This window comes from Novosphingobium resinovorum (assembly GCF_001742225.1).
GTDB classification, from domain to species: domain Bacteria; phylum Pseudomonadota; class Alphaproteobacteria; order Sphingomonadales; family Sphingomonadaceae; genus Novosphingobium; species Novosphingobium resinovorum_A.
This window is the reverse complement of record NZ_CP017076.1, coordinates 1,578,123-1,603,585: the sequence shown is the minus strand read 5'-3', so window position 1 is coordinate 1,603,585 and position 25,463 is coordinate 1,578,123. Positions and strand designations below refer to the sequence as shown.

General features: G+C 65.0%; 19 protein-coding genes and 2 pseudogenes. 17 read left to right on the top strand and 4 right to left on the bottom strand.

From position 1 onward, the window contains the following. Window positions 1-38: 38 nt before the first annotated feature. From BES08_RS24360 to BES08_RS24330, 7 genes and pseudogenes are all read left to right on the top strand, one after another. The gene (locus tag BES08_RS24360) at window positions 39-1,841 is read left to right on the top strand and encodes an ABC transporter ATP-binding protein (RefSeq protein WP_036526620.1); all 1,803 of its coding nucleotides are present in this window, start codon (window positions 39-41) and stop codon (window positions 1,839-1,841) included. Continuing rightward, window positions 1,835-3,592 carry an ABC transporter ATP-binding protein gene (locus BES08_RS24355; RefSeq protein ID WP_069709544.1) on the top strand — a complete coding sequence of 586 codons (1,758 nt, stop codon included), beginning with the start codon at window positions 1,835-1,837 and terminating at the stop codon, window positions 3,590-3,592. The genes BES08_RS24360 and BES08_RS24355 overlap by 7 nt, the downstream gene beginning before the upstream one ends. Continuing rightward, on the top strand, window positions 3,573-4,514 hold the full coding sequence (locus BES08_RS24350) for an ABC transporter permease (protein ID WP_197524500.1): 942 nt from the start codon (window positions 3,573-3,575) through the stop codon (window positions 4,512-4,514). The genes BES08_RS24355 and BES08_RS24350 overlap by 20 nt, the downstream gene beginning before the upstream one ends. Next, window positions 4,511-5,461 carry an iron chelate uptake ABC transporter family permease subunit gene (locus tag BES08_RS24345; RefSeq protein ID WP_036526708.1) on the top strand — a complete coding sequence of 317 codons (951 nt, stop codon included), beginning with the start codon at window positions 4,511-4,513 and terminating at the stop codon, window positions 5,459-5,461. Before BES08_RS24350 ends, BES08_RS24345 begins: the two co-directional genes overlap by 4 nt. After that, window positions 5,458-6,232, top strand: a pseudogene (locus BES08_RS24340) (iron ABC transporter ATP-binding protein). Before BES08_RS24345 ends, BES08_RS24340 begins: the two are co-directional and overlap by 4 nt. Beyond that, window positions 6,229-7,197 (top strand): siderophore ABC transporter substrate-binding protein, encoded by a 969-nt coding sequence (locus BES08_RS24335; protein ID WP_036526624.1) that lies wholly within the window; start codon window positions 6,229-6,231, stop codon window positions 7,195-7,197. Before BES08_RS24340 ends, BES08_RS24335 begins: the two are co-directional and overlap by 4 nt. After that, window positions 7,194-7,979: a TonB family protein gene (locus BES08_RS24330; protein WP_081799043.1), complete on the top strand. Its 786-nt coding sequence runs from the start codon at window positions 7,194-7,196 to the stop codon at window positions 7,977-7,979. The genes BES08_RS24335 and BES08_RS24330 overlap by 4 nt, the downstream gene beginning before the upstream one ends. Window positions 7,980-8,303: 324 nt before the next feature. Here BES08_RS24330 and BES08_RS24325 read toward each other — a convergent pair whose 3' ends face one another. The 3 genes from BES08_RS24325 to BES08_RS24315 are packed head-to-tail and all read right to left on the bottom strand — an operon-like array spanning window position 8,304 to window position 11,425. Then, window positions 8,304-9,344 carry an endonuclease/exonuclease/phosphatase family protein gene (locus tag BES08_RS24325; protein WP_036526626.1) on the bottom strand — a complete coding sequence of 347 codons (1,041 nt, stop codon included), beginning with the start codon at window positions 9,342-9,344 and terminating at the stop codon, window positions 8,304-8,306. Between the two features lie 33 nt (window positions 9,345-9,377). Then, window positions 9,378-10,760, bottom strand: coding sequence for a sensor histidine kinase (locus BES08_RS24320; RefSeq protein WP_036526628.1), 1,383 nt, complete (start codon window positions 10,758-10,760; stop codon window positions 9,378-9,380). Next, window positions 10,757-11,425, bottom strand: a complete 669-nt coding sequence (locus BES08_RS24315) for a response regulator transcription factor (RefSeq protein ID WP_008829971.1) — start codon at window positions 11,423-11,425, stop codon at window positions 10,757-10,759. The genes BES08_RS24320 and BES08_RS24315 overlap by 4 nt, the downstream gene beginning before the upstream one ends. Window positions 11,426-11,652: 227 nt before the next feature. On the opposite strand from BES08_RS24315, the gene BES08_RS24310 reads away from it, so the two are divergent. From BES08_RS24310 to BES08_RS24270, 9 genes are all read left to right on the top strand, one after another. Beyond that, window positions 11,653-12,426, top strand: coding sequence for a nucleoside/nucleotide kinase family protein (locus BES08_RS24310; RefSeq protein ID WP_231958354.1), 774 nt, complete (start codon window positions 11,653-11,655; stop codon window positions 12,424-12,426). Beyond that, window positions 12,423-13,136, top strand: coding sequence for a nucleoside/nucleotide kinase family protein (locus tag BES08_RS24305; RefSeq protein ID WP_036526629.1), 714 nt, complete (start codon window positions 12,423-12,425; stop codon window positions 13,134-13,136). The genes BES08_RS24310 and BES08_RS24305 overlap by 4 nt, the downstream gene beginning before the upstream one ends. Window positions 13,137-13,155: 19 nt before the next feature. After that, entirely contained in the window at window positions 13,156-14,493 is a 1,338-nt protein-coding gene (locus tag BES08_RS24300) for a lipopolysaccharide biosynthesis protein (protein WP_036526631.1), read from the top strand. Then, window positions 14,490-15,341: a hypothetical protein gene (locus tag BES08_RS24295; protein ID WP_036526632.1), complete on the top strand. Its 852-nt coding sequence runs from the start codon at window positions 14,490-14,492 to the stop codon at window positions 15,339-15,341. Before BES08_RS24300 ends, BES08_RS24295 begins: the two co-directional genes overlap by 4 nt. 366 nt (window positions 15,342-15,707) lie before the next feature. Then, on the top strand, window positions 15,708-16,295 hold the full coding sequence (locus BES08_RS24290; protein ID WP_051586896.1) for a TetR/AcrR family transcriptional regulator: 588 nt from the start codon (window positions 15,708-15,710) through the stop codon (window positions 16,293-16,295). A 221-nt stretch (window positions 16,296-16,516) separates the two neighbouring features. Next, window positions 16,517-18,829: a TonB-dependent receptor gene (locus tag BES08_RS24285; protein WP_036526634.1), complete on the top strand. Its 2,313-nt coding sequence runs from the start codon at window positions 16,517-16,519 to the stop codon at window positions 18,827-18,829. A gap of 28 nt (window positions 18,830-18,857) precedes the next feature. Continuing rightward, on the top strand, window positions 18,858-20,480 hold the full coding sequence (locus BES08_RS24280) for a GMC family oxidoreductase (protein ID WP_036526713.1): 1,623 nt from the start codon (window positions 18,858-18,860) through the stop codon (window positions 20,478-20,480). 32 nt (window positions 20,481-20,512) lie between these two features. Then, entirely contained in the window at window positions 20,513-20,965 is a 453-nt protein-coding gene (locus BES08_RS24275) for a nuclear transport factor 2 family protein (RefSeq protein WP_036526635.1), read from the top strand. Between the two features lie 79 nt (window positions 20,966-21,044). Further along, on the top strand, window positions 21,045-21,920 hold the full coding sequence (locus BES08_RS24270) for a phytanoyl-CoA dioxygenase family protein (RefSeq protein ID WP_051586897.1): 876 nt from the start codon (window positions 21,045-21,047) through the stop codon (window positions 21,918-21,920). Between the two features lie 96 nt (window positions 21,921-22,016). Here BES08_RS24270 and BES08_RS34870 read toward each other — a convergent pair. After that, window positions 22,017-22,366, bottom strand: a pseudogene (locus BES08_RS34870) (IS110 family transposase); the annotation flags it as partial. A gap of 366 nt (window positions 22,367-22,732) precedes the next feature. On the opposite strand from BES08_RS34870, the gene BES08_RS24265 reads away from it, so the two are divergent. Then, window positions 22,733-25,054, top strand: a complete 2,322-nt coding sequence (locus BES08_RS24265; RefSeq protein WP_069709543.1) for an arylsulfatase — start codon at window positions 22,733-22,735, stop codon at window positions 25,052-25,054. The last annotated feature ends 409 nt before the right edge of the window (window positions 25,055-25,463 follow it).

Below are 25,463 nucleotides of genomic sequence, written 5' to 3'. Positions count from 1 at the left end.
CGACATCTGCCTGCCTGCGCCCGCCTCACGAAACTTACATGAGCACCATCGACATGACAGATGCGCCCGGCTCGACAAGAGCCGTCGCCAGAATACTGCGCCCGATCCGCTGGCGCCTCCTGTTCGCCGCCATATTGGCCGCTGCCGGGGGCGCACTCGTCCTGGTGCCATTAGCGGGTATCGCCGAGATCGGCAGGCTGGTGCTGGGGGAGCAAGGCGCCGCAGCGGCGGCTCAAGCTCGACTGTGGCACATCGTCGCCGTCAGCCTGGCATCGCTGTTCATGGGGCTGATGCTGGTGCTGGCGGCGGAATTCGCCGCGCATCTGGCGGACAACCGTCTGACACACGGGCTGCGAATGGCGGCGGCGCAACGTCTGTCGCAGGTTCCGCTCGGTTGGTTCACCGCGCGGGCATCGGGCGATGTGAAGCAGGCGATGCAGGACGATATCGGCACGCTGCATGAACTGACCGCGCATTTCTTTACCACGGCGGGTCGGACCATAGGAGCGATGATCGCGGCGGCGGCATACCTGTTCGCGACTGACTGGCGCATGGCGATCATCGCCCTGCTGCCGTTTCCCGCCTTTCATATGGTCTTCGGTGCGGCCAAGAAGGCGATCGGAACTGAAAATATGAACCGCTTCGTCGCTGGACAGGCGCGGATCGAAAATGCGGTGGTGGAATTCGTCAACGGCATTCCGGTGGTCAAGGCCTTTGGCACGACCGGCAAGGCCCATCAGGGCTATCGTTCGGCGGTCGACGCCTTTCTGTCAGTCTTTCTCGACTTCACCCGTCCATTGGTGGCGCCGCTGGCCAACGCCAATGCGCTTATCGCGCCGGTCGCGGTGCTGGGGGTGATCCTGTGCTTTGGCACGGCGTTCACCGCGCTGGGTTGGATAAGGCCGATCGACATACTGCCCTTTGCCCTGGTCGCGCCGGGCATCTCCGCGCCGATGATGCTGCTGGGCTTCATCATGCACGCCGTCGCCAATGCCACCGGCGCGGCGCAGCGCGTGCAGGCGCTGCTCGACACGCCCGTCCTGCCGCAACCAGTGGGTAAAAGTGCGTGCCCCGATGGGATTGAAATCCGGCTGCATGATGTCAGCTACAGTTATGACGGCGTGACACCGGTCCTGTCCGGCATCGACCTGACGCTGCGCCCCGGCACGGTGACCGCCATCGTTGGCGCTTCGGGGTCGGGCAAATCGACGCTGGCGCGCCTGCTGCTGCGCTTCTTCGATCCGACACAGGGCCATATCACGCTGGGCGGCGTCGATCTTCGCGCCGTGCAGAGCCAGACGCTTTACCGGCATGTCGGCTTCGTCCTCCAGGACGTTCGGCTGATCCATGCCAGCATCACAGCCAATATCGCGCTGGGCCGCCCGTCAGCCACCGCCGAAGAGGTGGCAGCAGCCGCCCGTATCGCCAATATTCACGATCGCATAATGGCGTTGCCCCGTGGCTACCAATCCGTTGTCGGAGAGGATGCGCGCCTGTCGGGCGGAGAGCAGCAGCGCATCAGCATTGCCCGGGCCATGCTGATCGATCCACCAGTGCTGGTCCTCGACGAAGCTACGGCCGCCGCCGACGCCCGCAACGAAGCGGACATTCAGGAGGCGCTGGCCCGCGCCGCCGAGGGGCGGACCCTGCTTGTGATCGCGCACAGGCTCGACACGATCCGGGAGGCCGATGCCATCGTCGTGCTGGACCGTGGGCGCATTGCCGAACGGGGAACCCATGCCGCGCTCCTGCGGCAAGACGGCCTCTATGTTCGGCTATGGGCGATGGCAGGCAGCGATGGCGCCAGAGGCGCTACCGATCTGGACACCAAAACATGCTGAAACCCTTTCTCCACCTGATCAGCCCGGACCGGACAGCCTTCTGGCGATACGCGGCAATGGCTGCGGGATATGGCTTGCTCAGCGGCGTCGTCATCGTCGCGCAGGTGCCGATCTTCATCTGGCTGTTCCTGGGCGACATGCAGCGCGCTGCGCTATGGCTGCTCGCGATGATCGCGGGATGCATCGCCTGCTGGGCCTGTCGGCGCGCGGTGGACAAGGCGGGCGTCGGCGTGGGCCTTGCTGTGCTGGGCGAGGCGCGGCAACGGATCGGCGACCATGTCGCCCGCCTGCCGATCGGCTGGTTCACGCCCGAGAACACCGCACGGCTGTCCCATGTCATCACCCATGGCATGACGGAGGTGGCGCAGCTTCCCGCTCACGTCTTCACCCCCGTGCTCAGCGGAGCGGTAACGCCGGTCGTGGTCGTCGGGGCGCTCACCGCGCTCGACTGGCGGATGGGACTGATCGCATTGGTCGCGCTCCCTTTGGCGACCGTCATGTTTCTGCTTGCCGGGTGCCTTGGGCGCGATGCCGATCGGGCGTTCCACGCGCGGGCGTCCGAGACCGGACAACGCGCCGTCGAGTTCGCGCAGGCGCAGTCGGTTCTGCGCGCCTTCAACGGCAACGGCGATGCCACCCGCTTTCTGGAACAGGCGATCGACCGGCAGGCACGGAGCGCCTACCGGCTCATCCTGCGCTCCGTCGCGTCGGTCGTGCTGAACAGCTGGATGGTGCAGGCGGTCTTCGCTGCCTTGCTCGTCGCGGCGGCGTTCTGGCTGCATGACGACCTGATGGCCGGGGTTGATGCCCGATCGACCGTAGCGGTGATCCTGTCACTGCTGATGGCGGCACGCTTCATCGAGCCGCTGCTGGACGTCGCCGGTTATGGCGAGGCGCTGCGTGCCGCGCGCGGCCATCTCGAAGCGGTCGAGGCAATCCTTGCGGTCACGCCATTGCCGGAACCTGTAAGCCCTGAACTGCCTGTCGATGCCTCGGTCGAGTTGTGCGACGTGGCCTTCCGCTACGCACCGGACCAGCCGGCCGTGATCGACGGTGTCAGCCTGCGGATCGAGCCCGGGCAGATGGTGGCGCTGGTCGGTGCATCCGGTTCGGGCAAGACCACGATCATGAAGCTGGTATCCCGCTTCTTCGATGTCGAGCACGGTTCCGTGCGGATCGGCGGTGTCGATGTCCGAAACATGAGCAGCGAGGCGCTGGCGGGGCAGATCAGCCAGATCTTCCAGGACAGCTACCTGTTTCGCGGCAGCATCGCGGACAATATCCGCATCGGCTGCCCGAAGGCACAGGACGATGCGGTGCGGGATTTCGCCGGCAAAGCGGGCATAGCCGAGATGATCGCCCGCCTTCCCGACGGGCTCGATACGCCGGTGGGCGAAGGCGGGGTACGCCTGTCCGGCGGGGAGCGTCAGCGCATTGCCATCGCCCGCGCCCTTATCAAGGACGCACCGATCCTGTTGATCGACGAGGCGACCGCCGCGCTGGATGCGGAGAATCAGGCCGCCATCGCGTCCACGCTCACTCGGCTGCGCGGACGGCGAACGCTGATCGTGATTGCGCACCAACTCTCCACCATCGCGCAGGCCGATCGCATCGTCGTGCTCGACGAGGGCCGGATCGCACAGCACGGGACACATGCCGAACTGGTGAACGAGCCCGGCCTCTATGCCGATTTCCTCGCCCGGCGAAAAGCCGCAAAGGGGTGGACATTCCATGCCCGGCACAGTGGCTGATCGCCTGCTCCTTACACGCGGCAGCGCCATGGCCCTGTTCGCCGGGCTGTGCTGCGCGTCGATTCTGACCGGGACGGCATCGCCCGACTGGCTGACATTCATCGCCAGCCGTCTGCCCCGCCTGATCTCGGTGGCGCTGACCGGCATCGGCCTGTCGGTATGCGGGGTGATCCTGCAACAGATCGTGCGTAACCGCTTCGTTGAACCGGCTACCTCCGGCGGAATGGATGCCGCAAAGCTGGGGCTGCTGATCGCGCTGACCATGGCGCCGGCGGCACCCCCGCTGGGCCGGATGGGCTTTGCCTTCGCCTTCAGCCTTGTCGCCAATCTGGGCTTCGTCGCGATTGTGCGACGCATGCCCCGGCACGGCGCCGTGCTGGTGCCGGTCATCGGCCTGATCTATGGCGCGGTACTGAGCGCGGTGGCCGAATTCTACGCCTATCGGCACAATATGCTGCAAAGCATGGCGGGATGGCTGCTGGGAGATTTCTCCCGCATCGTACAGGGCCGGTACGAGATCGTCTATCTCATCCTGCCGATCGTCGCGCTCGCCTATTTCTATGCGCATCGTTTCACGATGCTGGGCCTGGGCGAGCACATGGCGACCAGCCTTGGCCTCAACCATCGCGCCACGGCGGCGATTGGCCTGCTGCTGGTGGCGGTGACGATTTCCGCGACGATCGTTACCGTGGGCGCCATTCCTTTTGTCGGGCTGGTCGTGCCCAATCTGGTGGCGTTGCGCCATGGCGAAAATCTGGCGCGCACGCTTCCCATCGTAGCCCTTTCAGGCGCGTCGATGCTGCTGGCATGCGACATTGTCGGGCGGCTGATCCTGTTTCCGTATGAAGTGCCGATTGGCCTGACGGCCGGGGCCGTGGGCGGCGTGCTGTTCCTGCTGCTGATCCTGCGGTGGCGGCGATGAACCGCCTTTTGCGCTATCATCTGGCATGGATCGCCCTGGCCGGGCTGGCGGGGTTCTTCCTGTTGTTCCGGTCCGGCCTCGACCTCGACTATATCATTCCGGGCCGCCTGACCCGGCTTGCCGCCATCGCGATCGGGGGTAGCGCGATCGCCTGTTCCGCGATCCTGTTCCAGACCATCGTCGGCAACCGTATCCTGACGCCCGCCGTCATGGGCTATGAGGCAGTGTACCTGCTGTTCCAGTCTTTGCTGGTGCTGGTCGCTGGCACGCAGGGCCTGGCCGTGCTGGGCGCGACCGGCAATTTCATCCTCTCCATACTGCTGATGCTCGCCTACTCCTGGATGCTGCATCGCCGCCTGCTGGGCGCGATGCGCGGAGATGTGCATTTCCTTCTGCTTCTGGGGCTGGTGCTGGGCATCGTCATCGGCACGTTCACCCAGTTCCTGCAATATGCCGCCAGCCCCGGCGAGTTCTCCATGCTTCAGGGGCTTAGCTACACCAGCTTCAACCGCGCAGGGCCTGACCGGATCGCGCTGGCCGCCATGGCCGTAGTCCCGGCCGGCCTGTTGCTGCTGAAACTGTCGCCCATTCTCGATGTCATCGCGTTGGGGCGCGATCAGGCCATCGCGCTCGGCGTGGACTATCGCCGCCATCTGCGGCTGCACCTGGGACTGGTGGCACTGCTGGTCGCCGTCTCCACCAGCCTGATCGGACCATCGGCCTTCACGGGAATCTTCATCGCCAACATGAGCTACACGATCGCCCGAAGCGCGCGGCATCGCGTCACCCTGCCGCTGGGCTGCGCCATCGCCATCAGCCTGTTCCTGATGGCCCAGATGGCGGTCGAACATCTGTTCAACTACCGCACCACGGTCGGCATTCTCGCCAACCTCCTGTGCGGTGGCTGTTTTCTGGCCCTGGTCGCGCACCGCCGGAGGCTCGCATGATCCGGGTCGAGAATGTCCGCAAGGACTATGGCGACAAGCCTGCTGCGCGACATAGACATTGCGATCCCCACCGGAAAACTGACGGCGCTGATCGGGCCTAATGGCGCGGGCAAGACCAGCCTGCTGATGCTGATCGCACGCCTGCTGGACCCAACGCAGGGACGCATCCTGATCGACGGCCGGCCGATCGCAGGCATTCCCGTGCGCGACTATGCCCGGCGCGTTGCTACACTACGCCAGTCGCCAGATTTCAATCTGCGCCTGACGGTCGAGGAACTGGTCGGTTTTGGACGTTTCCCCCACAGCCGTGGCGCCATGACGGCTACCGACCAAGCGGCGGTAAGCGACGCCCTGGCTTTCCTTTCGATTGAGCACCTCCGTGGGTCCCATGTTGACGAACTGAGCGGCGGCCAGCGCCAGATGGCCTTTCTGGCGATGACGATCGCGCAGCAGACCGAATGCCTGCTGCTCGACGAACCGCTCAACAATCTCGACATGAAACATAGCGTAGCGATCATGCGCGCCCTGCGTCGGCTCTGCGACGAACAGGGCCGCACCATCGTGCTGGTGATTCACGACATCAACTTCGCCGCCGCCCATGCCGATCACATGATCGCGATCAGGAACGGACACCTGCATTCCTCCGGCGCCGTCGCGGACATGGTGACGCCAGCCAATCTACGCAGTCTCTACGACTTGGATTTCGAGGTCGTGCACACACTTCGCGGTATTTTCTGCAACTATTTCAACCCCTCGGGAGACACGGCATGATCCGCATTCACCGCCACGCCATGGTCGCGGCCATGGCGCTGCTTATCCAGTCATGCAACGGTACGGCAGCCAGCAAAGGACAGGACGCAGCGGCGACCGACGCCGGTCCGATTTCCGTAAAGCACGGCCTTGGAACAACCATTATCCCGCATCGTCCGACTCGGGTCGCCGCGCTGGACATGAACGAGATCGACATGCTCGACCAGTTGGGCATCCCGGTAAGCGGCATGCCCAAGGATTTCGTGCCGCCCTTTCTGGCCGGTCATGCCGATGATGCAAAGGTCGAAGATCTCGGCAGCATCGTGCAGCCCAATCTGGAACGGGTCCATGCCATGCGCCCCGACCTGATCCTCATCACCCCGCTGCAAGCCAACCATTATCCGGAGCTTTCCCAGATCGCGCCGACTGTGCAGTTCGATGTCAATTTCAAGCATAGCGGGGCCGACCATATTCGTGTCGTGCAGGATCATCTCGCCACGCTGGGCCGCATCTTCGGCAAGGAGGATCTCGCCCGGCAGAAGTCCGCCGAACTTGGTGCAGCCGCCGCGAAACTACGCGCGATCACGGAAAAGCGTCCGGAGCGTGCCCTGATCCTGATGCATAATCAGGGCGCCTTCGCATCCCTGGGCGTCAATTCCCGCTATGGTTTCATATTCCAGGCGCTGGGTGTGAAATCCGCGAGCCCGGCGGTCGAGGCGGGACTGCACGGTCAGCCGGTTTCGAGCGAGTTCATCCGCGCCGCCGACCCTGATATTCTTTATATCATCGACAGGACGGCGGTGATGGAACATCGCTCCGCAATCAATGCCGACAGTGTCGACAATCCCTTGCTGCGGCAGACAAAGGCCTGGAAAAATGGTCATGTCGTCTTCGTCGATCCGCAGGCTTGGTATGTCATGGCAGCCAGCCCGACTTCGCTCAAAACGATGATGGCGGATGTCCTGCGCGGCTACGGCAAGCCATGAGCAGGACCGCCGGCGTCGTCTGGATGGCACGCGAACGCCCCATGGAAGGCGGGATGCCGATAGGGAGTGAGGCTCCGATCACGGTGCCCTCCAGTTCGCGCTATTCCGATCAGCCAATGTCGCTAGGCACTAGGCTTTTCGGCGTGGGCGGGGTGGCTCTGGTCGCTATGGCAATCGCAGGTGGCGCGCTATTCACATGGACGGTGTTCCATGTGTCGAAAGAGCCGACCCATCTTACCGTGTTCGACGTGGCAGCGCCCGCAACACCGCCCGAACCTGTGAACGAGAAGTCGCCCGAACCGGAAAAAGTACAAAAGGATCGAGCCGAGCCGGTCCCCGACCGGCCCATCATCCCGCCGCCGCAAATCCAGATTCCCAATTCCAGCCCGCTGCCGGTTCTGCTCATGAAGCCTGTCATTGATCCTGCCCCACCTGTGAAAGAGACGAGCGCACCGGAAACCAAGCCTGAACCGCCTGCTTCACAACCCAGCAGTACCAAACCCACCTGGGAAGGGCTGGTCCTCGGCGCGCTCAACAAGGCAAAGCGTTACCCGCGCGAAGCTTCGCTGCGGCGGCAGCAGGGTGTACCCTATATCCGCTTCGTCATGGACCGTGAGGGCAAGGTGCTGTCCTCCCGGATAGAGCGCTCGTCGGGCTTCCGTCCGCTTGATGACGAGGCCGTCTCGCTGCCCGGGCGGGCACAGCCACTGCCCAAGCCGCCTGCGGAGGTGAAAGGCGAAAGCATCGAACTGGTCGTCCCTGTCGAGTTCTTCATCAAGTGACGGGAGCCAGGCCATGATTGTTTCGACCCTGCCCGTCCGGCGCAGAACCCGAGCCGAACGTACTGTGCTCACCTATCTGCGCGGCCATGCTCACACGCGTCTGACCCGAGACCTTGACATACACTTCCGTCGACTTCGTCAGATCGCGGCACGTGTCGGCTTCGACATCATGCCGGCTGGCAGTTCTTATGTCACTCAGAGTGAACTGACGCTACTATGCTGGATAGCAGCCGCTACTGCCCGAACCGATCCATGACGGCATGATCTGCGGGGCTCCCCGCAGTTGCAGCGTGACGCTGCGTCCCGACGCGGCTGCGCTGATCCTCACGAAGGATCGCGCCAACTCAGGCGATAGGTCACCAGAAAGCCGTCGTGGTCCGACAACACCGGGCCGTTGGGGCCACCGTCGAACAGGGCCTCGACCCGGATCGGGGTGATGCCCACGCCCTGCCCGCTCTCGAAGAACTGCAGGTCCTGCGTGTCCACCCACGGCTCGTCGCCATCCCAGGACATGCGCACGTCGCAGCCCGAGTTCGGCTCCATGCAGGCCCGGTGCACCAGTTCCATCGGCTGGTAGCGGGTGAAGTTCTCCCACCGCCCCTGCGAATGGCGCATGTTGAAATCGCCGCCGAAGACGATCGGGAAGCGATCGTCGTGGTTCTGCTCGATGAAGTGCGACGCCTCGTTCGCCTGCCGGGCGTGCGCCTCCAGATTGCGGAACAGCGGCGCGCGCGAGGCTCCGCGCGAATTCATGTGGGTATCGAACAGGTCCACCGGCACCGGCACGCCGGGCACCGCGATGCGCGCCTGCATCACGCCCTTGTTGGCAAGACAGTCGATCCCTGCGCAGGACCGCCGCCCATAGGCCTGGTGCCGCGTGAGCAGCACCGGATAGGACGATGCCACCACCAGTCCGCTCCCCGTCATCCGCATGCCGATCTCCCCGCGCCGCCAGTCCGCGCGGCCCGGCAGCTTGTCGCGGAACATCGTGGCATGCGGGGCGAGGCGCGTGGGTCCGTGGACGATGGCGGGATAGCCGGTCGCGAGGATCGCCTTCTTGGCGGCGCCGCTGAACACCTCCTGGAACATCACCACGTCCGGCGCCTTCCCCGCCGCGCGCAAGGCGGCAAGGTGCTCGCCAATGCGCCGCAGGTCGCCCTCACGCCCCGAACGCGCGGGCCAGCCCAGCCCCTCGACATTGTAGGTCAGCACCGAGAGCGTGGTGGTACGGGTCACCCCGTCGGCCGCCAGCTCCACGCGCGGGGCGGGGGCCTGCGCGGCTGTCATGTGGCGCAGCGGCGGCGCCGTGCCGCAACCGCTGAAGAGAATGAGGCAGAGCGCCGCCAGCACATGCCTTGTGGTCATCGTCAATGAGGCTCCGGTGAGCGTGAGGAAAAGTCAGCCTTGGGTGGATGGCAGGGTCAGCACCACCAGCAGGCCCGGCCCGTCCGGGCGGTCCTCCAGCCGGATCGTGCCGCCGAGCAGCGTCATCGCCTTGCTCGCGATCGAAAGGCCGAGGCCGCTGCCCGAACTTGCCGAACCGCCGTGCTCGAAACGCAGCAGCAGCCGCTCACGCTCGGCGGCGGGCACGCCCGGACCGCGATCCCCAATGGTGACGATGAGCCGGTCTCCGCCGCGCACGATGGCGATGTCGAGATGGCCCCCGCCGCGCGCGTGCCGCAGCGCATTGCCGATCACCGCCGACAACGCGATCTGCAGCAGCGAAGCATCGCAGCGCCAGCGCACGATATGGTCGGGGATCACGCTCGCCTCGATCGCGTCGGCAGGCAGTTCGATCAGCGCATCGGCGACGACTTCGGCCACCAGCGCATGAACGTCCACCGATCGCGCCGCCACCGAGGTGGCATTGAGCCGCGCCAGCGTCAGCATCCCGTCGACCAGGTGGTTGGTGCGATCGACCATCGCCAGCAGACGCACCACGTCCTCGCCCAGCGCGGCGGGCGCAAGGCGGCGCAGGACTTGCGCCTGTGCACGGATCGCGGCCAGCGGCGTGCGCAGTTCGTGCGCCACGTCGTCGGTGAAGGCCTGCTCCAGTTCATAGGCGTTCTCCAGCCGGGCGAACAGCTTGTTGAGCGCCTCGATCAGCGGCTCCACATCGCGCGGCCATTCCTCGGGCTCCAGCGGCTGCAGGTCCGACAGCGAGCGTGCGCCCAGCGTCGAGGCCAGCCGCTCGACCTGCGACAGACTCTTGCGCAGCGTCCACCACAGCACCAGCATCGCCGCCAGCAGCAGCCCCAGCATCGGCAGCGCCAGTTCGCCGCTCAGCCGCGCGATCGAGAATTCGCGCATCGCCCCGCGCTCGGCTACGACGATCAGCAGGCGCGGATCGCGGCCGCGCATGCCGTAGCTGCGCCAGGCACCGCCCAGCGCCTGGAAATCGTGCAGGCCGGGCCGACGCGGCACCGCCGAGACCGGCGCTCCCCAACCCGACTGCGCGACCGGCCGGCCTTCCCAGAAGACGGTGAACATGCACGAATCGTAGGATGCCTGGAACGCCTGCGTCTCCTGCGTGGAGAGCAGCGGATCGCCGTCGACGCCAACCAGCCGGTCGTGCCGCACCAGAACGCCCGCAGCCAGATCGTCCTGCATCATCATGTAGAGCAGGCGCGAGGCGTTCACCAGCTGGGCGTCCGAAGCCCGCTCCACTTCGCGCAGGGCGACCGAGTAGAGCACCCCGCCGATCGCCAGCCCGGTCAGCGCCAGCAGCAGCAGCACCCGCCGGTACAGCTTCATCGAGAGCGAGGAGCGCCGCCTCTTCATGCGTCCTGCCCGCCCACCATGTAGCCGAGGCCGCGCGCGGTGCGGATGAAGTCCTTCCCGAACTTGCGGCGCAGGGCGGAAACCGCGACTTCGACGGTGTTCGATTCGGCCCAGTTGTCCTGATCGTACAACTCGGCCTCGAGATCGGCCTTCGACACGAAGCGGCGGCTGCGGCGCATCAGCAGCGCGAGCACGCGGAACTCCTTGGCGGTCAGCGGCACGTCCTGTCCGTCCAGCGCGGCGACATGGCCAGTGAAGTCCAGCGTAACACGGCCGACCTCGATGCTGTCGTTCTGCCGCCCGTCGCGGCGGCGCAGCTGCGAGCGGATCCGCGCGGCCAGTTCCTCAAGGTCCACCGGCTTGACCACGTAGTCATCCGCGCCCGCGTCCAGCCCGGCGACGCGCTGCTGGGTGCGGTCGAACGCGGTGACGATGATCACCGGCGTCGCGTCGTGCGCGTCGCGCAGATCGCGCAGCACCTCCAGCCCCGAGCCGTGCGGCAGGCCGATGTCGAGCAGGATCACGTCGTAATCGTTGCTGCGCGCGGCAGCGAACACATCATCCCCGCGCGTGAAGAGATCGACCACGTAGCCTTCCAGCTCCAGCGCCCGCCGGATTGCCGGGCCAAGGTCGGCATCATCTTCCGCAAGCAGCAGGCGGGGCAACGCGAAAGCTCCGGCAGGGAGGAGGGAAAGGCGTAGAAACCGCCCGAATTCGGTTCCGGACTACGCCGGGAATCGGGGCTCGTCAAATCGCACGCAAGCCGAATTACAACGCGCCGCGCGCATCAGCTTCGCATCAGGTTGGGAGACTAGAGGCCCGATCCCGGGCCGCGTTGCAGGCACCGGACCACGAGGGTGCCCCAGACTTAGCGCAACATGGCTACAGAACTATGACGATCCATACCTCACCTGACCGAATTACCATTTTCTCTCCTTTCGATGCGACGCTCGGGCGGGGCGCGGCGCAGCGACGGGGCGCGCTGGCGCCGTGCGTGGCGCTGATCGGATGCGACGGGTCGGGCAAGTCCACCCTCGCCCGCGACCTGACCGCGCTGCTCGGCCGCGAAGGGCCGACGCGCTCGATGTACCTCGGGCTCGGCACCGGCGACCTCGGCCGCCGGATCGGGCGCATCCCGCTCGTCGGCGCACTGGCCGAGAGGTTCCTGACCGGCAAGGCCGACAAGGCCCACGCCGCGCCGGACAAGCGCCTGCCGGGACTGGCGACGGCGCTGGCGATGTTCGGTTTCTCGCTGGCGCGCAGGCGGCGGTTCGAAAGAGTGCTCGCCTTCCGGCGGCGCGGCATCCGGGTGGTGACCGACCGCTATCCGCAGGCCGAACTGGCGGGCGGGTTCGACGGTCCGGGCCTGGCGTGGACGCGCCGGGGATCGGCTTTGGTCGAGCGCCTCGCCGCACGCGAACGGCAGCTCTACGAGGACATGGCGGCCTATCGCCCGACGCTGGTGATCCGCCTCAACATCGATGTCGAGACGGCGCTGGGCCGCAAGTCGGACCACACCCGCGCGCCGCTGGAACGAAAACTGGCGGTGATGCCGACGCTCAAGTTCGGCGGCGCGCATATCGTCGACGTGGACGCGACGCGGCCTTATCCCGAAGTGCTCGCCACCGTGCTCGCGCTGATCCAGGTCGAGGCACCGGCGGCATGACCCGGGTTCCTCCGCTGATCGCCGTGATCGGCTGCGACGGCTCGGGCAAGTCCACGCTGACGCAGGAACTGCAGGCATGGCTGGGGCAGCGACAACCCACCGTGACTTGCCACCTAGGCAAGCAGTCCGGCAACATCGGCCGCGTGATCGCGCGGCTACCGCTGCTGGGCGGCAGGCTCGACAAGTCGATCCACGCGAAGGCGCGCAAGGCGCAGGGCGAAAAAGGCCCGGGGCTTGGCGCGGCACTGGTGATCTACGCCTTCTCGCTGCGCCGCCTGCTCCGCTTCCACCGGATGATGCGGCTGCGCGGCGAAGGCCGCACGATCATCGCCGACCGCTTTCCGCAGCTGGAGATCCCCGGCCCAATGGACGGCCCCGGCCTTGCCGCAGCGCGCCCCGGCGGCCTCGTCGGCATGCTGGCGGCATCGGAGCGGCGCATGTTCGAGACGATGACGCAGCAATCGCCCGACCTCGTGCTCCGGCTCAACGTCTCGCTCGACGTCGCCGCCACGCGCAAGCCGGACCACCGCTTCACCTCGCTGGCGCGCAAGATCGCCGACGTGCCGCGCCTGCGCTTCGGCACCGCGCCGGTCGTCGAACTGGACGCCGAAGCGCCGCTGGAACAGGTGATCTCCCGCGCCAAGGTGGCGGTGAACGCGCTGCTGATCGCACACGAAGGCGGCCTCCCTTTCGTCGGAGCCGCAGCATAGAACAATGGCAAGCCTACCCATGAAACGCTGGTTCTCGGACGGGGTGTTCCGCACCATCGTTCGCAATGCGTCCTACCTCGCTTCGGGCAAGATCGGCGGCGCGCTGCTCGGCCTGATCGCGCTCGCCTGCGCAGGGCGCGGCATGACGCCCGCGCTGTTCGGCACGCTCGTGCTCATCCACTCCTACGCCAATGGCGTGGGCGCGGTGGTCAAGTTCCAGACCTGGCAGTTCATCGTGCGCTATGGTGCGCCCGCGCTCGAGCGCGGCGATACCGCAACCTTGCGCGACGTCACCGGATTTGCGGTCGGCCTCGATCTCGCCAGCGGACTGATCGGCCTTGCGGGGGGCCTGTTGCTGCTGCCCCATGCCGCCGGATGGTTCGGCATCGGCGCCGAGAACCTGAACATGGCGATGCTCTACTGCACGCTGATCCCGACGATGACGGCGGCGACCCCCACCGGCATTCTCAGGGTGTTCGACAGGTTCGACCAGATCGCGCTGCAACAGTTGGTGACCCCGCTTGTGCGCGCGTTCGGTGCCGCTTTGTCCTACCTGTGCGGCTTCGGCTTCACCGGTTTCGTGCTGACCTGGTACATCGCCGACTTGTCCGGCGACTTGTGCCTGTGGGCACTCTCCATCCGCGAACTGCGCCGTCGCCGGATGACCGACGCACTGCGGCCCGGCCTGTTCGGCCCGGCACGGCGCCTGTCCGGCGCCTGGGGCTTCGTGTGGACCACCAATGTCGCGCACTCGATCTGGGCGGCATGGGGGCCGGTCAGCAACCTCGTCGTCGGCGCCCTGCTCACCCCCGCCGCCGCAGGCCTGTTCAAGATCGCCGCGACGTTCTTCGATTCCGCCAGCAAGCCCGCCGAACTCCTCTCGCGCAGCTTCTATCCCGAGATCATGCGGCTTGACCCCAGTAGCCGCCACCCGTGGCAGCTGGCCGTGCGCAGCGCGCTGATTTCCGGCGCGATCGCCGTGGTGGTCCTGCTGATCGTGTCGATCGGCGGCGAACCGGTGATCGACCTCGTGTTCGGCAAGCGCTATGTCGAGGCTTACGACCTGCTCCAGCTCATGACCGCGTCGCTGGTCGTGGCGATGGCGGCTTTCCCACTGGAATCGCTGCTTTACATGGCCGGGCGCGAACGCTCCGCGTTGGTGGCGGAAGGTACGGCGGCGTTGGGCTATGCGGTGCTGCTGGTCGTGCTGATCCACCTGTTCGGACTGTGGGGCGCGGGTCTGGCCTACGTTGCCGGGGTGTGCCTCAAGACCGCGTTCATGCTGGTGCCGACGCTGTCGGCCTATCGCGGCCGTCACGCTCTGCCGCACGGCGGGCAAGCGGAGGCGGCGGCATGAGCACCCTTGCCCCGTACCCCCCCGAAATTCTCGACGCCCTGTTCGAGGCCGTAGAGATGGACGACGTCGTCGACCCCGTGGTCAGCCTGCCCGACCCGATCCCCGTCGCTTGCGGAGAGGCTGACATGCGCCGCTGCCTGGACTTGTGCGTACAATTCTGGCGCGAAGGCGCGAACCGGGCGGACTTGCGCGCGCTGACCGCCACGCTGCTGCTGACCGGCGATCTGCCGTCCGACGCGCGGCGGCGCTACAAGCTGATCCGCGCACGCTACAAGCACTTGCGCTTCGCCCTCGTCCTCTACGGCAGGAACCACCGCGCCCCGCTGCTGTTCCGCGCGACGGTGGCGGTGATGGGACACCTGCAAGACTCCTACCGCAACGGGCGCCGAACGGCGGTGCTGGGCTATGCGCTGCTGCTGCGGATGCTGCTGATGCGCTCCGTGTGGATCGCCGTACAGCGCGAAGTCGCGGGTGTGCGGCTGGACGGCGCCGACGGGTTCCTGCGCTTCCGCCGCGCCGAAGTCGGCCGCCTCAGGCTATGGCTGGGCGAGGGGCTGGGCGAGGGGCTGGGCGAGGCCAAGCTGACCGCGCACCGCTTCCACGCCATGCGCAAGATCATCAGCCGTCAGGTCTCGTTCTACGACACCATGCGCACGCTGGAACCCGACGAGAGAATATTCCGCATGTCTCGCTTCCTCAGCGCGATCAATGGGCTGATGGGCAGCCTTCACGACGATCTGGTCGAGGAATCGGTCGCCGGGCGCAATGACTACCACCGCGACGAATTCCGCGTGCCCCAAGACATCCGCGACCGCCTGAGCAGCCTGACTCGGGCCTACCCAAACTGATCCTGCCCCGGGCAACACCACCGGTGGGGCCGAGAGGAATCTCGCAAAATCGAAGCTAGGGGAAGCTGGAGATTTTGCATGAAGAAGTCGAAGTTCATGCGGAAGTCGATCGTATTCGCGCTGCGGCAGGCTCAAATCCTTGACGGATGTGCTAATCCGGGCAGGCATGGCGGCCCTTGTTCAATGGCTTGTCCTCGCGGTCACCAGACGGCGCGGCCAAGGCAGCGGTTAACGTTACACCACATGTCCTTTCGGTCTCCGACCGAAAATCATGCTGACAATCTCGATGTCCCCGATTGCCGCGAGGCCCCGCGCTGGTCTATGCGCGGGGTCATGCACTTTCACCGAAAATCGGGCTGAGGCGGCATGCCGCGCGTAGTCGACCATGACGAGCGCCGACTGCAGATCGCCCAGGTCGTGGACCAGTTGGTCTACGAACAGGGGGTGCAGGCCGTCACGATCCGCGAAGTCGCCTCCCGCGTTGGATACAGCACAACGGTCGTTTCGCACTATTTCAGCAGCAAGCTGGAAATGCTGGTCTTCACCCATCAGGTCGCGCGCCGGATGGCCGAGGGGCTGATCGACGAGGCTGTCCGCACCAACCGCCCCCTGCTTGAGACGCTGGAAGAGCTGCTGCCGACCACCGAGGAGCGCTGGCGCAACTGGCACACCTGGTTCGCCTTCTGGGGCATGGCACCGGCCGAACCCGATGTGACACGCGAATGGCGCGAAGGCACCAGCAACGCGCACCATTTGTTCCTGCGCCTTATCAAGAGCGCCCAGGACGCGGGGCAATTTCCCGAGGCCGTCGACTGCGTTCTGGCCGCGACCCGCATCCAGATTCTCGTCAACGGGATAGCTTCGCTCGTGTCGCAGGATCGGGCCGGTTGGCCGCCCGAGCGCCAGAAGCAGACCCTGCGCGACCTGCTCCAGAGCGTTTTCCCTCTCCACTGAGGGCGCTTCACCACTCTCCCGTCTGAGCGCCGCTGCGGCGTCCTTACCGGCGTGCGCCGCCTCGCCAAAGTGCGAGGTGCGGCCGCCGATTCTTTATGCAAATTCGTTGTACAACAAAACGACATAAAGATGTCTGCCGGGTATCGGCAGGCAAACGTGGAGAATTGAGGCGCGGCAAAATCACCCGAAAATCGGGAGCGCGCTTTGGGAGAGGGGAGAAAATGGTCAGTTTCTTGTATACCCGCACGGCCGCGTGCGCGATTGCCGCCTGCCTGGTCACCACCGGTCTGCTCACCGCTGCGCCGGTTCGCGCACAGGATAGTTCCGCCGACACCACGCCCCATGAAGGGCTTCAGGAAATCGTCGTGACCGCGCAGAAGCGGTCCGAGAATATCCAGTCGGTCCCGATTGCGGTCACCGCCGTCACCGGCGAGGCGATCGAGAACCTCAAGGCGGTCGATCTAAAGGGCCTGCAGGGGACCATCCCCAACCTCCAGATCAACAACTTCACCAACACGCCCAACAGCGCGGTCTTCACCATCCGCGGCATCGGTGTCGTCGAGCCCGATCCGTTCGCCGGCAACACCGTATCGATCGTACAGGACGGCGTTCCGCAATACTTCTCGATGGGCGCGCTGCTCGATCTGTTCGACGTTGATCGGATCGAAGTGCTGCGCGGCCCGCAGGGCACTCTGTTCGGGGCCAATACCACGGGCGGCGTCGTCAACGTGATGACGCGCCAGCCCACCGGCGAATTCGGCGTTCGCGGCGAGGTCACCTACGGCAACTGGAACCGCATGGACATCAAGGCCGCCGTGGATGCGCCAATCATCGACGGCATTCTCGCGGGCAAGATTTCCGCGATGCACACGCAGCGCGACGGTTTCTATACCAACATCGTAGACGGCTCCGACATGGGTCACCGCAACGTCACCGTGCTGCGCGCCTATTTGCGCTACACGCCCACCGACGACGTCGACGTGACGCTGAGCGGCGAATATGGCCGCGCGCGCAACGGATCGCCGGTTATCGTCAACGGCTCGACCGGGCCGGACTACGCGATTTTCGTCCCCGCCGGGACGATGACGACCAACCAAGTCCTGCCGATGTACGCATCGCCCTGCGCTTCCGATGCGACACCTTGCCGTGCGCCGAGCAAATACTACAGCGCGCGGGACTTCGGCCCCGACCTCAGCAACATGGACAATTACCGCGCCACGCTGACCGCCAACATCAGCAACACGCCCCTGGGCGATATCACCGCGATCACCGGCTACAAGAGCTTCCATCTGGAGGAGTTTACCGACAACGACGCCGTCGTCGGCCTGGGCATCGACACCTTCCGCGGCACCCGGGGCTGGCAGTTCAGCCAGGAGCTGCGCACCGCCGCCGATCTCACGGACGCGATCAAGCTGCAGGCGGGCGGCTTCTACATGAAGACGCACTACGACCACTTCAACAGTGTCCGGCTCGAAGCCTTCGCGCCGGGGCTGCGCCAGAACCTGCCGCAGGATCAGGACAACTGGTCGGGCTCGCTGTTCGCGCAGACTTACGTGGACCTGACCGACCAGCTGCGCGTGCAGGCCGGCATCCGCTACACCCACGAGACCACCGAGATGGTTGCCGGGACGGACAACTACTACAACCCCGACGGCATCGGCCTTTACTGCACGCACGAAGGCAGCTGCGGTGACGTCCTGCTCGGCGGCTTCCGCGCCCGCGGCAAACAGTCTTGGGACAATATCGGCTGGAAGCTGGGCATCGACTACAAGGTCACGCCCGACACGCTGGTTTACGCCTCGTGGGCGCGCGGGTTCAAGTCGGGCGGTTTCGTCGGCCGTCTGGGCCAGGCGTCGGACATCGGCCCGTTCAACCCGGAAAAGGTCGATACCTTCGAGGCGGGCGTGAAGACCGACCTGTTCGACCGCCGCCTGCGCCTCAATCTCGCGGGCTTCTACACCAACTACCGCGACATGCAGGTGGCGCAGAACTACATCCTGCCCGACGGCACGACGATCGGCACCTCGATTTTCAACGCGGCCAAGGCCGAGATCAAGGGCTTTGAACTTGAAGCGACCGCCCTGCCCTTCGATGGACTGACTCTCACCGGTTCGCTCGCCTACCTCGATGCCAAGTACAAGACGTTCGATTTCCTCGACCCGGGCGGCGCGATCGTCGATCTCAGCGGGCGGCCGCTGCAGAACTCGCCCAAGTGGTCGGCATCTGCGGGGGCGACATATGAAACCGCCGTCGGTAGCGGCAAGGCGCGGGCCAACGTTCTTTATACGTACACCGACACCAAGCTGCTGCAGGGGCTGCAAGGGCAACCACTCGTCCACATCCAGCCCACGCATTTCGTCAATGCGACCATCGGCTGGTCGCCCGATGACGGCCGGTGGACGCTGGAAGCCTGGGTGCGCAACCTTGCCAACAATCACTACGTCGAAGCGGTCACGAACAACCCCGGCCTGTTCAACCAGGTCTCCTACACCTCGCCGCGCGAGTACGGCGTGACCTTCAAGTTCGACCTGTGAAGCGTCTCGCGGAGCAGGGGTGCGCGACATGACCGTGTGCGCGCAATGGGACTATGTCATCATCGGTGCCGGGTCGGCAGGTTCGGTGCTGTCCGAGCGCTTGTCCCGCAATCCCGCGCACCGCGTGCTTCTGGTGGAGGCCGGCGGCGAGAACGCCTCGCTGCTGGTCGACATGCCCAAGGGGATCGCCAAGCTGGTCAACAGCCCTGAACATATCTGGGCTTACCAGATGGCCGATCGGCGCTACCCGGAAAGCCAGGTGCCCGAAGTGTGGATCCGGGGACGCGGCCTTGGCGGGTCGTCGGCGATCAACGGCATGATCTGGAGCCGGGGCGAAGCGCACGACTACGACGACTGGGCCGCCATGGGCTGCACAGGCTGGAACGCTGCCACCATGACCGAAGCGTATCGGGCGCTGGAGGACCACGCACTCGGCGGCAGTGATCTGCGGGGTGCAGGCGGTCCGGTGCGGATTACGCCGGGCGACATCCGCTATCCCCTGACCGACGCGATCATCGCCGCCGGCAAGGCGATGGGGCTCACCGAAACCGAAGACCTCAACGCGACGCCCGGCGACCGGATCGGCTACTACAGCCACAACATCCGCAGGGGCCGGCGCGAAAGCGGCGGGAGGGTGTTCGTGTCGCAGGCGCGCAAGCGCAAGAACTTCGAGCACAGGCTGCACACGCTGGCCCGGCGGGTGATCATCGAGAACGGCCGCGTGACCGGCGTGGAACTCCAGCGGGACGGCCGACCACCCTGGGTCGAGCAGGTCCGTGGCGAAGTCATCGTATGCTGCGGCACGATCGAAAGCCCGCTGCTGCTCGAACGCTCGGGCATCGGCAGCGGCGCCCGCCTGAAAGCCGCCGGCCTTGCCCCGCTCGTCGAAAGTCCGGCGGTGGGCGAGAAGATGCGCGAGCACTTGTCCTACGCGATGCCTTACCGGATGACGAAACCGGCCGGGATCAGCCAACGATACCACGGTATCGGGCTGGTCGGCTCAGTGCTGCGCTACGTCTTCAGCCGCAGCGGCGTGATGGCCAACGGGCCGTGGGAAGTGGGCGCGTTCTGCAACGTCGCGCATCCGCAGGGGCGAACCGATCTGCAGCTCTACCTTGGCGGCTATGCGTTCGCGCTCAGCGAGGACAATCACCCGGTTCCACTGGGCAAGGTCGATCGCCAGCCGGGGATCTCCGTCTATGGGCAGCTTCTTCAGCTGACCAGCGAAGGCAGCGTGCACGCCGCCTCGCCCAATCCGCAGGGTAGGCCGGTGATCCACGCCAACTGGCTCGACACCGAATACGACCGCAAGGCCGCGATCGCGAGCGTGCGCTACATGCGCCGCTTTATGGCCCAGCCCGCACTTTCCGGTGTGATGGGGGCCGAGCTGCTCCCCGGAGAACACGTCCAGAGCGACGACGCCATTCTGGAAAGTTTCCGCCGCCTGTCCACCAGCGGCCTGCACGGCACCGGCACCTGCCACATGGGCGGCGACGCCGGTTCCGTGGTGGACCCGCAGTTGCGGGTGCGCGGCGTCGTCGGGCTACGCGTGGCCGACTGCTCGATCATGCCCGCGCTCGTATCGGGCAACACCAACGCGCCGGCCATGGCGGTTGGCTGGCGCGCCGCCGACATCCTGCTTGCACAATGACCCGGCGCCCCGCCGGACAACGGAGAGACGACATGATTGATGGCATCGAATACCTGATCGAGAAGAATGCTCTGGAAGAGGTCGTCACCGGCTACTGCGTGGCGGTCGACAAGCTCGACGACCTCGACTTCATGATGACCCACTTCACCTCGGACGCCGTGCTCGACCTCACCGGTCTGCATCTGCCGCGCTTCGAGGGGCACGAGCAGATCCGGGGTTTCTACGCCCAGGTCTTCGAGGACATGTCGCACCACATGCACGTCCTCTCCAACTTCCGCGTCGTGAAGCTGAGCGGGAACGATGCGCAAGTCTACGCCTACATCAATGGAATGGGGCGCTCGAAGACCGGTATCGATGTGCAGGTCTACGTCTATTACGACCTCGACCTGCGCAAGGAGAATGGCACTTGGCGGATCAGCCGCTTCTACGAAGCGCCGCAGCTGCTGATGCCGGAATCGGTAACGCAGGTTCACAAGAAGGACTGAAGGAACGCCGCAAAGCGCCCTGCCCGGTAACCCGGCATGGCGTTTTGCAAGGCCGACAGAGGAACCCTGGAGACGATCGATGGCAGATGTTTCGGAAGTGAAGACCAGCCTGGCCGAACGGGACGGATTTGCGGAGCGGTTCTTCCGCGACGGTGTCCTGATCGTGGAGAACGCCTTCTCGGAAGCGGACATGGCCCTGATCGAGGCAGCCTGGCAGGGCAACTTCGACAACCCCAGCGCGCTCGCCCAGCACCTCTATGCAGAGAGCGGCGGCACGTTCATCCAGTCGGTCGAGGATTCGAGCACCAAACCGACCTTCGCCGCGATGTTCCGCGATACGCCCGTGATCGATATCGCCCGCGACGTGTTCGGGTCGGGCGGCGTCTGGTACTTCCACGACCAGCTCTTCTTCAAGCAGGGCGCCATCGACAAGCCGGTGCGTCGCACGCCCTGGCACCAGGATACGCCCTACCACCCGATCGACGGCAGCAAGTTCGTGGTGTTCTGGATTCCCCTGCAGGACATCGCATCGGAATACGCGCTCGAGGTGGTGCGCGGCTCGCACAACGAGACGCTCTACAATGGCTCGTACTTCGACCCGAGTGACGACACCCTGCCAGTCTATGACGAGAAGGAAATGCCACGCCTCCCAGACGTCGAGGGCAATCGCGACGCCTGGGACATCGTGACCTGCGGAATGCGGCGCGGAGACGTGCTGATCTTCCATCCCAGTTGCCTGCACGGTGGCGGCTACACCGCAGCCGGCACCACTCGCCGCAGCCTGTCACTGCGGATGCTGGGCGACGACATCGTTCATGTGGCCCGCCCCGCACCCGCTGCGGATTCACCGACCGCGAACAACATCGGTGACGACGAGGAAGAACTCGTGGCCCGCATCAAGAAGCTGCCGCTTGGCACCCCGGCAAGCGCATTTGGATTGACGCAGTTGGCATAATAGCAGCGCAGGTGCCCCGGCTCTGTTGCTGGTTAGAAAGGGCCAGTAGCACCTGCGCTTCTCGACAATGAGGTTCTCCCACTGATCTCCACCCTTTTCGGACTCGACGATCTCGCGCGCGATCTGCAGCGCCTTTCGTATCGCGACTGGGATGGTGCCCCCAGTTCGGCGAGTACGCTGCACATCATGTTGGCCAGTTGTGTGCGCTGCTTGATCAAAAGGTTACGCACGCGGTGCAGCGACGGCGCCGCCTTCTGTTCGCGCGCCCAGTGATGCGAGGTCCCGCAGGCCTCAGCGCCTATCGGGCACGGCGGCAGTTTCTCGAAGAACGACAGCATCTGCGATCGCCGCTGCGCCTTGCGAATTACGACCTCACCGCTCGCGCTGATACCGTGAACCTGAAAAGCGTTCTTGGCCAAATCCAGGCCGATCGTGCTAATCTCCATGGCCGGACGCTACTCAGCTTGTGTTGCCTCCACCCGTTGAACCCACCAGATATACCGGACATTCCAAGCTCTGGTAGCTGATGTCGATTGCCGCCAACGAAGCACGAATTGCTTCCTGAAACCGGCCATTCGTTCAGGCCCGGCGCTGGGGATAGCTAAGTCCTGGTTGGCCGTTCGTCGCCTGGTCTAACAATGGTACTTATAGGCCCGTGCCGGTTCCTTATCGAACCAAAAGCTGGGTCGTGCTCGGATTTCGTTCAGTTTTCACTGTCGTATAACTTGGATGCATGGATCGGACGTAAAATATGCATTGGACGACTTTCAGTCGTGGCAGGTATCCCTTTTTTTGCAACAAGGGAGATAAAGATGCCGCTCAGATTAAAGCGCTTGCTAGCGCTGTCCGCTCTGACGGCGGTGCACGCGAATGCCGAGCCCGTACGCACCATATTGCCGGTGCCACCTGTCCCGTTTAACGGCACGATCAGCGAGAGTGTGCTCGATTCCACGCCTACGCCGGCGGAACCGGTCCTCGCACCCGACAATGCACCCAATGTGCTGGTGTTCATGAGCGACGACACGGGCTTCGCGATGAGCAGTGCATTCGGTGGCCCAGTACCAACTCCAAATATCGATCGTCTGGCGGCCCAGGGGCAGCGCTACAATCGCTTCCATACCACCGGAATTTGTTCGCCGAGCCGCGCCGCCCTCCTGACCGGACGCAATCACCATAATGCGGGCAACGGTTACCTTTCGGAGATGTCGGCGGGCTTTCCTGGGTATGCCGGGACGATCTCGCGAGAGACGGCCACGATCGCCCAAGTGTTGCGTCTTAACGGTTACAGCACCGCGATGTTCGGCAAGCACCATAACACGACCTCGCCGGAAAAAAGCGCCGCTGGTCCGTTCGACAACTGGCCGACGGGCCTCGGCTTTGAATACTTCTACGGCTTCATGGGCGGCGACACCGACCAGTTCGATCCGGTCATCTATCGAGGGACGGATATGGTCGAACCTGACGAGGGCAACGGCAGGATGGTGGATCGTCGTCTTGCCGACGACATGATCAACTGGGTGCACAACCAGAAGGCCGCAGCGCCCGACAAGCCGTTCTTCGTCTATTATGCTCCAGGATCGATGCACGCGCCGCATCAAGCACCCACCGAATATATAGCGCGCTTCAAGGGCCGTTTTGACAAGGGCTGGGACGTTGTACGCCAAGAGACATTCCGCCGTCAGCTCGCCGAAGGGATCATTCCGCGAGGTACTCGGCTGACGCCGCGGCCGGAAGGCATTCCCGCCTGGGATTCGCTGACGCCGGATAAAAAGGCTTTCGCCGCGCGAACGATGGAAGTCGCGGCGGCGCAATTGGTCTATCAGGATGAGCAGATCGGCCGAGTTCTGGACGAGTTACAGCGGATGGGAGAGCTCAAGAACACGCTCGTAACGCTCATGCAGGGTGACAATGGCGCCAGCGGCGAGGCAGGGCCCGATGGGACGATCAATGAGCTGCGCTCCATGGGCCGTCACGACGAGGACGAGATGTGGGTGCTCGCCAACACCGACAAGCTCGGCGGGCCAATGACCTACCAGAGCTATCCTGTGGGCTGGGCCTGGGCGATGAGTTCACCGCTTCGCTGGACAAAGCAGTTCGCCTCCATGCTCGGCGGCATCCGCAACGACATGATCATGTCCTGGCCGGGACATGTGCAGCATCCCGGAAGTGTCTGCGCCGAGTTCGGCCACCTGGTCGACATCGCGCCCACGGTACTCGACGCGGCCAGCTTGCCCGCGCCCGAAGTGGTCCTGGGCGCTCGTCAGAAGCCGATGGACGGAAGAACGCTGTTACCCAGCCTGGCGAGTTGCGAAGCCAACCGGCCTCGCACCCAGTATTTCGAGATCGGTGGCAAGATCGGCCTGTATCACGACGGCTGGTTCCTCAGCGGCGAAGACGGCCGGCCTTCGTGGGAAAACCTACCGCCCACAGGTGAACGGCCGAAAATGGACTGGACGCTCTACGATCTGTCGAAGGACTTCTCCCAATCTACCGACCTGTCGACCAAAGAACCGCAACGCATGGCCGAGATGATGGCTTTGTGGAAACAGGAGGCGACGCGCAACAACGTCTTCCCACTCGATCATCGTTTCGCCACAGGACGCGCCATTCGCGGCACCGTTGGGCCAGCGGGCAAGCATTTCGACTATTGGGGCAAGAACATAAGCATGCCGGCTCTGGGCGGCTCGCCCTGCTTGGCGGCGCGGTCGTTCACCATCAATGCTGATTTGGTGCTGGACCGGCCTGCGGCATCCGGCGCGATCGTCGCCTGGGGCAGCCGGTTCGGCGGCTGGAGTCTCTATCTCGATCAGGGGCATCCGGTTTTCGTCTTCGCGCGATCGACCGATCCCAAAGAAATCACTGATGTCCGGGCCAGCGCGAAGCTACCGCAGGGCAAGGTCAGCCTGCGCCTGCGCTTTGCCGCGCAGGCCCCGGGCAAGGGCGCCGAAGTGGTGCTGAGCTCCGGCGGCCAGGAACTCCCACGCGCGCAGGTTCCAGTGAACGTGCTCATGCCGTCCGGCACGGGCGAAATGTTCGATATCGGGCGTGACCTCGGGGTGCCGGTGACGGACTACCGCACGCCGCATGGAGCGATTGAGGGCGATGTCCCGCATGTCACCATCGATCTCGACTGACCCGGTCCAAGGATGATCCATCTCCCGACGGCGTCTTCGCCATGGCCTCAGATCGTTTCTATCCAGGGGAAGCTCCGGTCCGGCACGTTCGCCGCGTTCGTAGCAGCGACAGGTCACGTCACATTTGCGCAGATCGCGTGCGATCCGCGTATGCGGCCCAAACTGGCACTACCGGGATTCGCCGTGTTCGAAATGAGCGTGGCGCCGGTCGATACCTCGATGCCGACCTGGTGGGACTTTCGTATCGCGTGGACTGGCGCGCGCCGTTTGGGCCGGGCAGTTCCATCGCGGGGCTGGAGTATCCTCCGGCGGCGCGATGATGGCGAACTATTGGCGGGGCACATCGGTTTCCGTTGCGTGCGAAGAGGCTCCACGTCGCTTCCCGGATGATAGCCGGATGTCTGTCCAA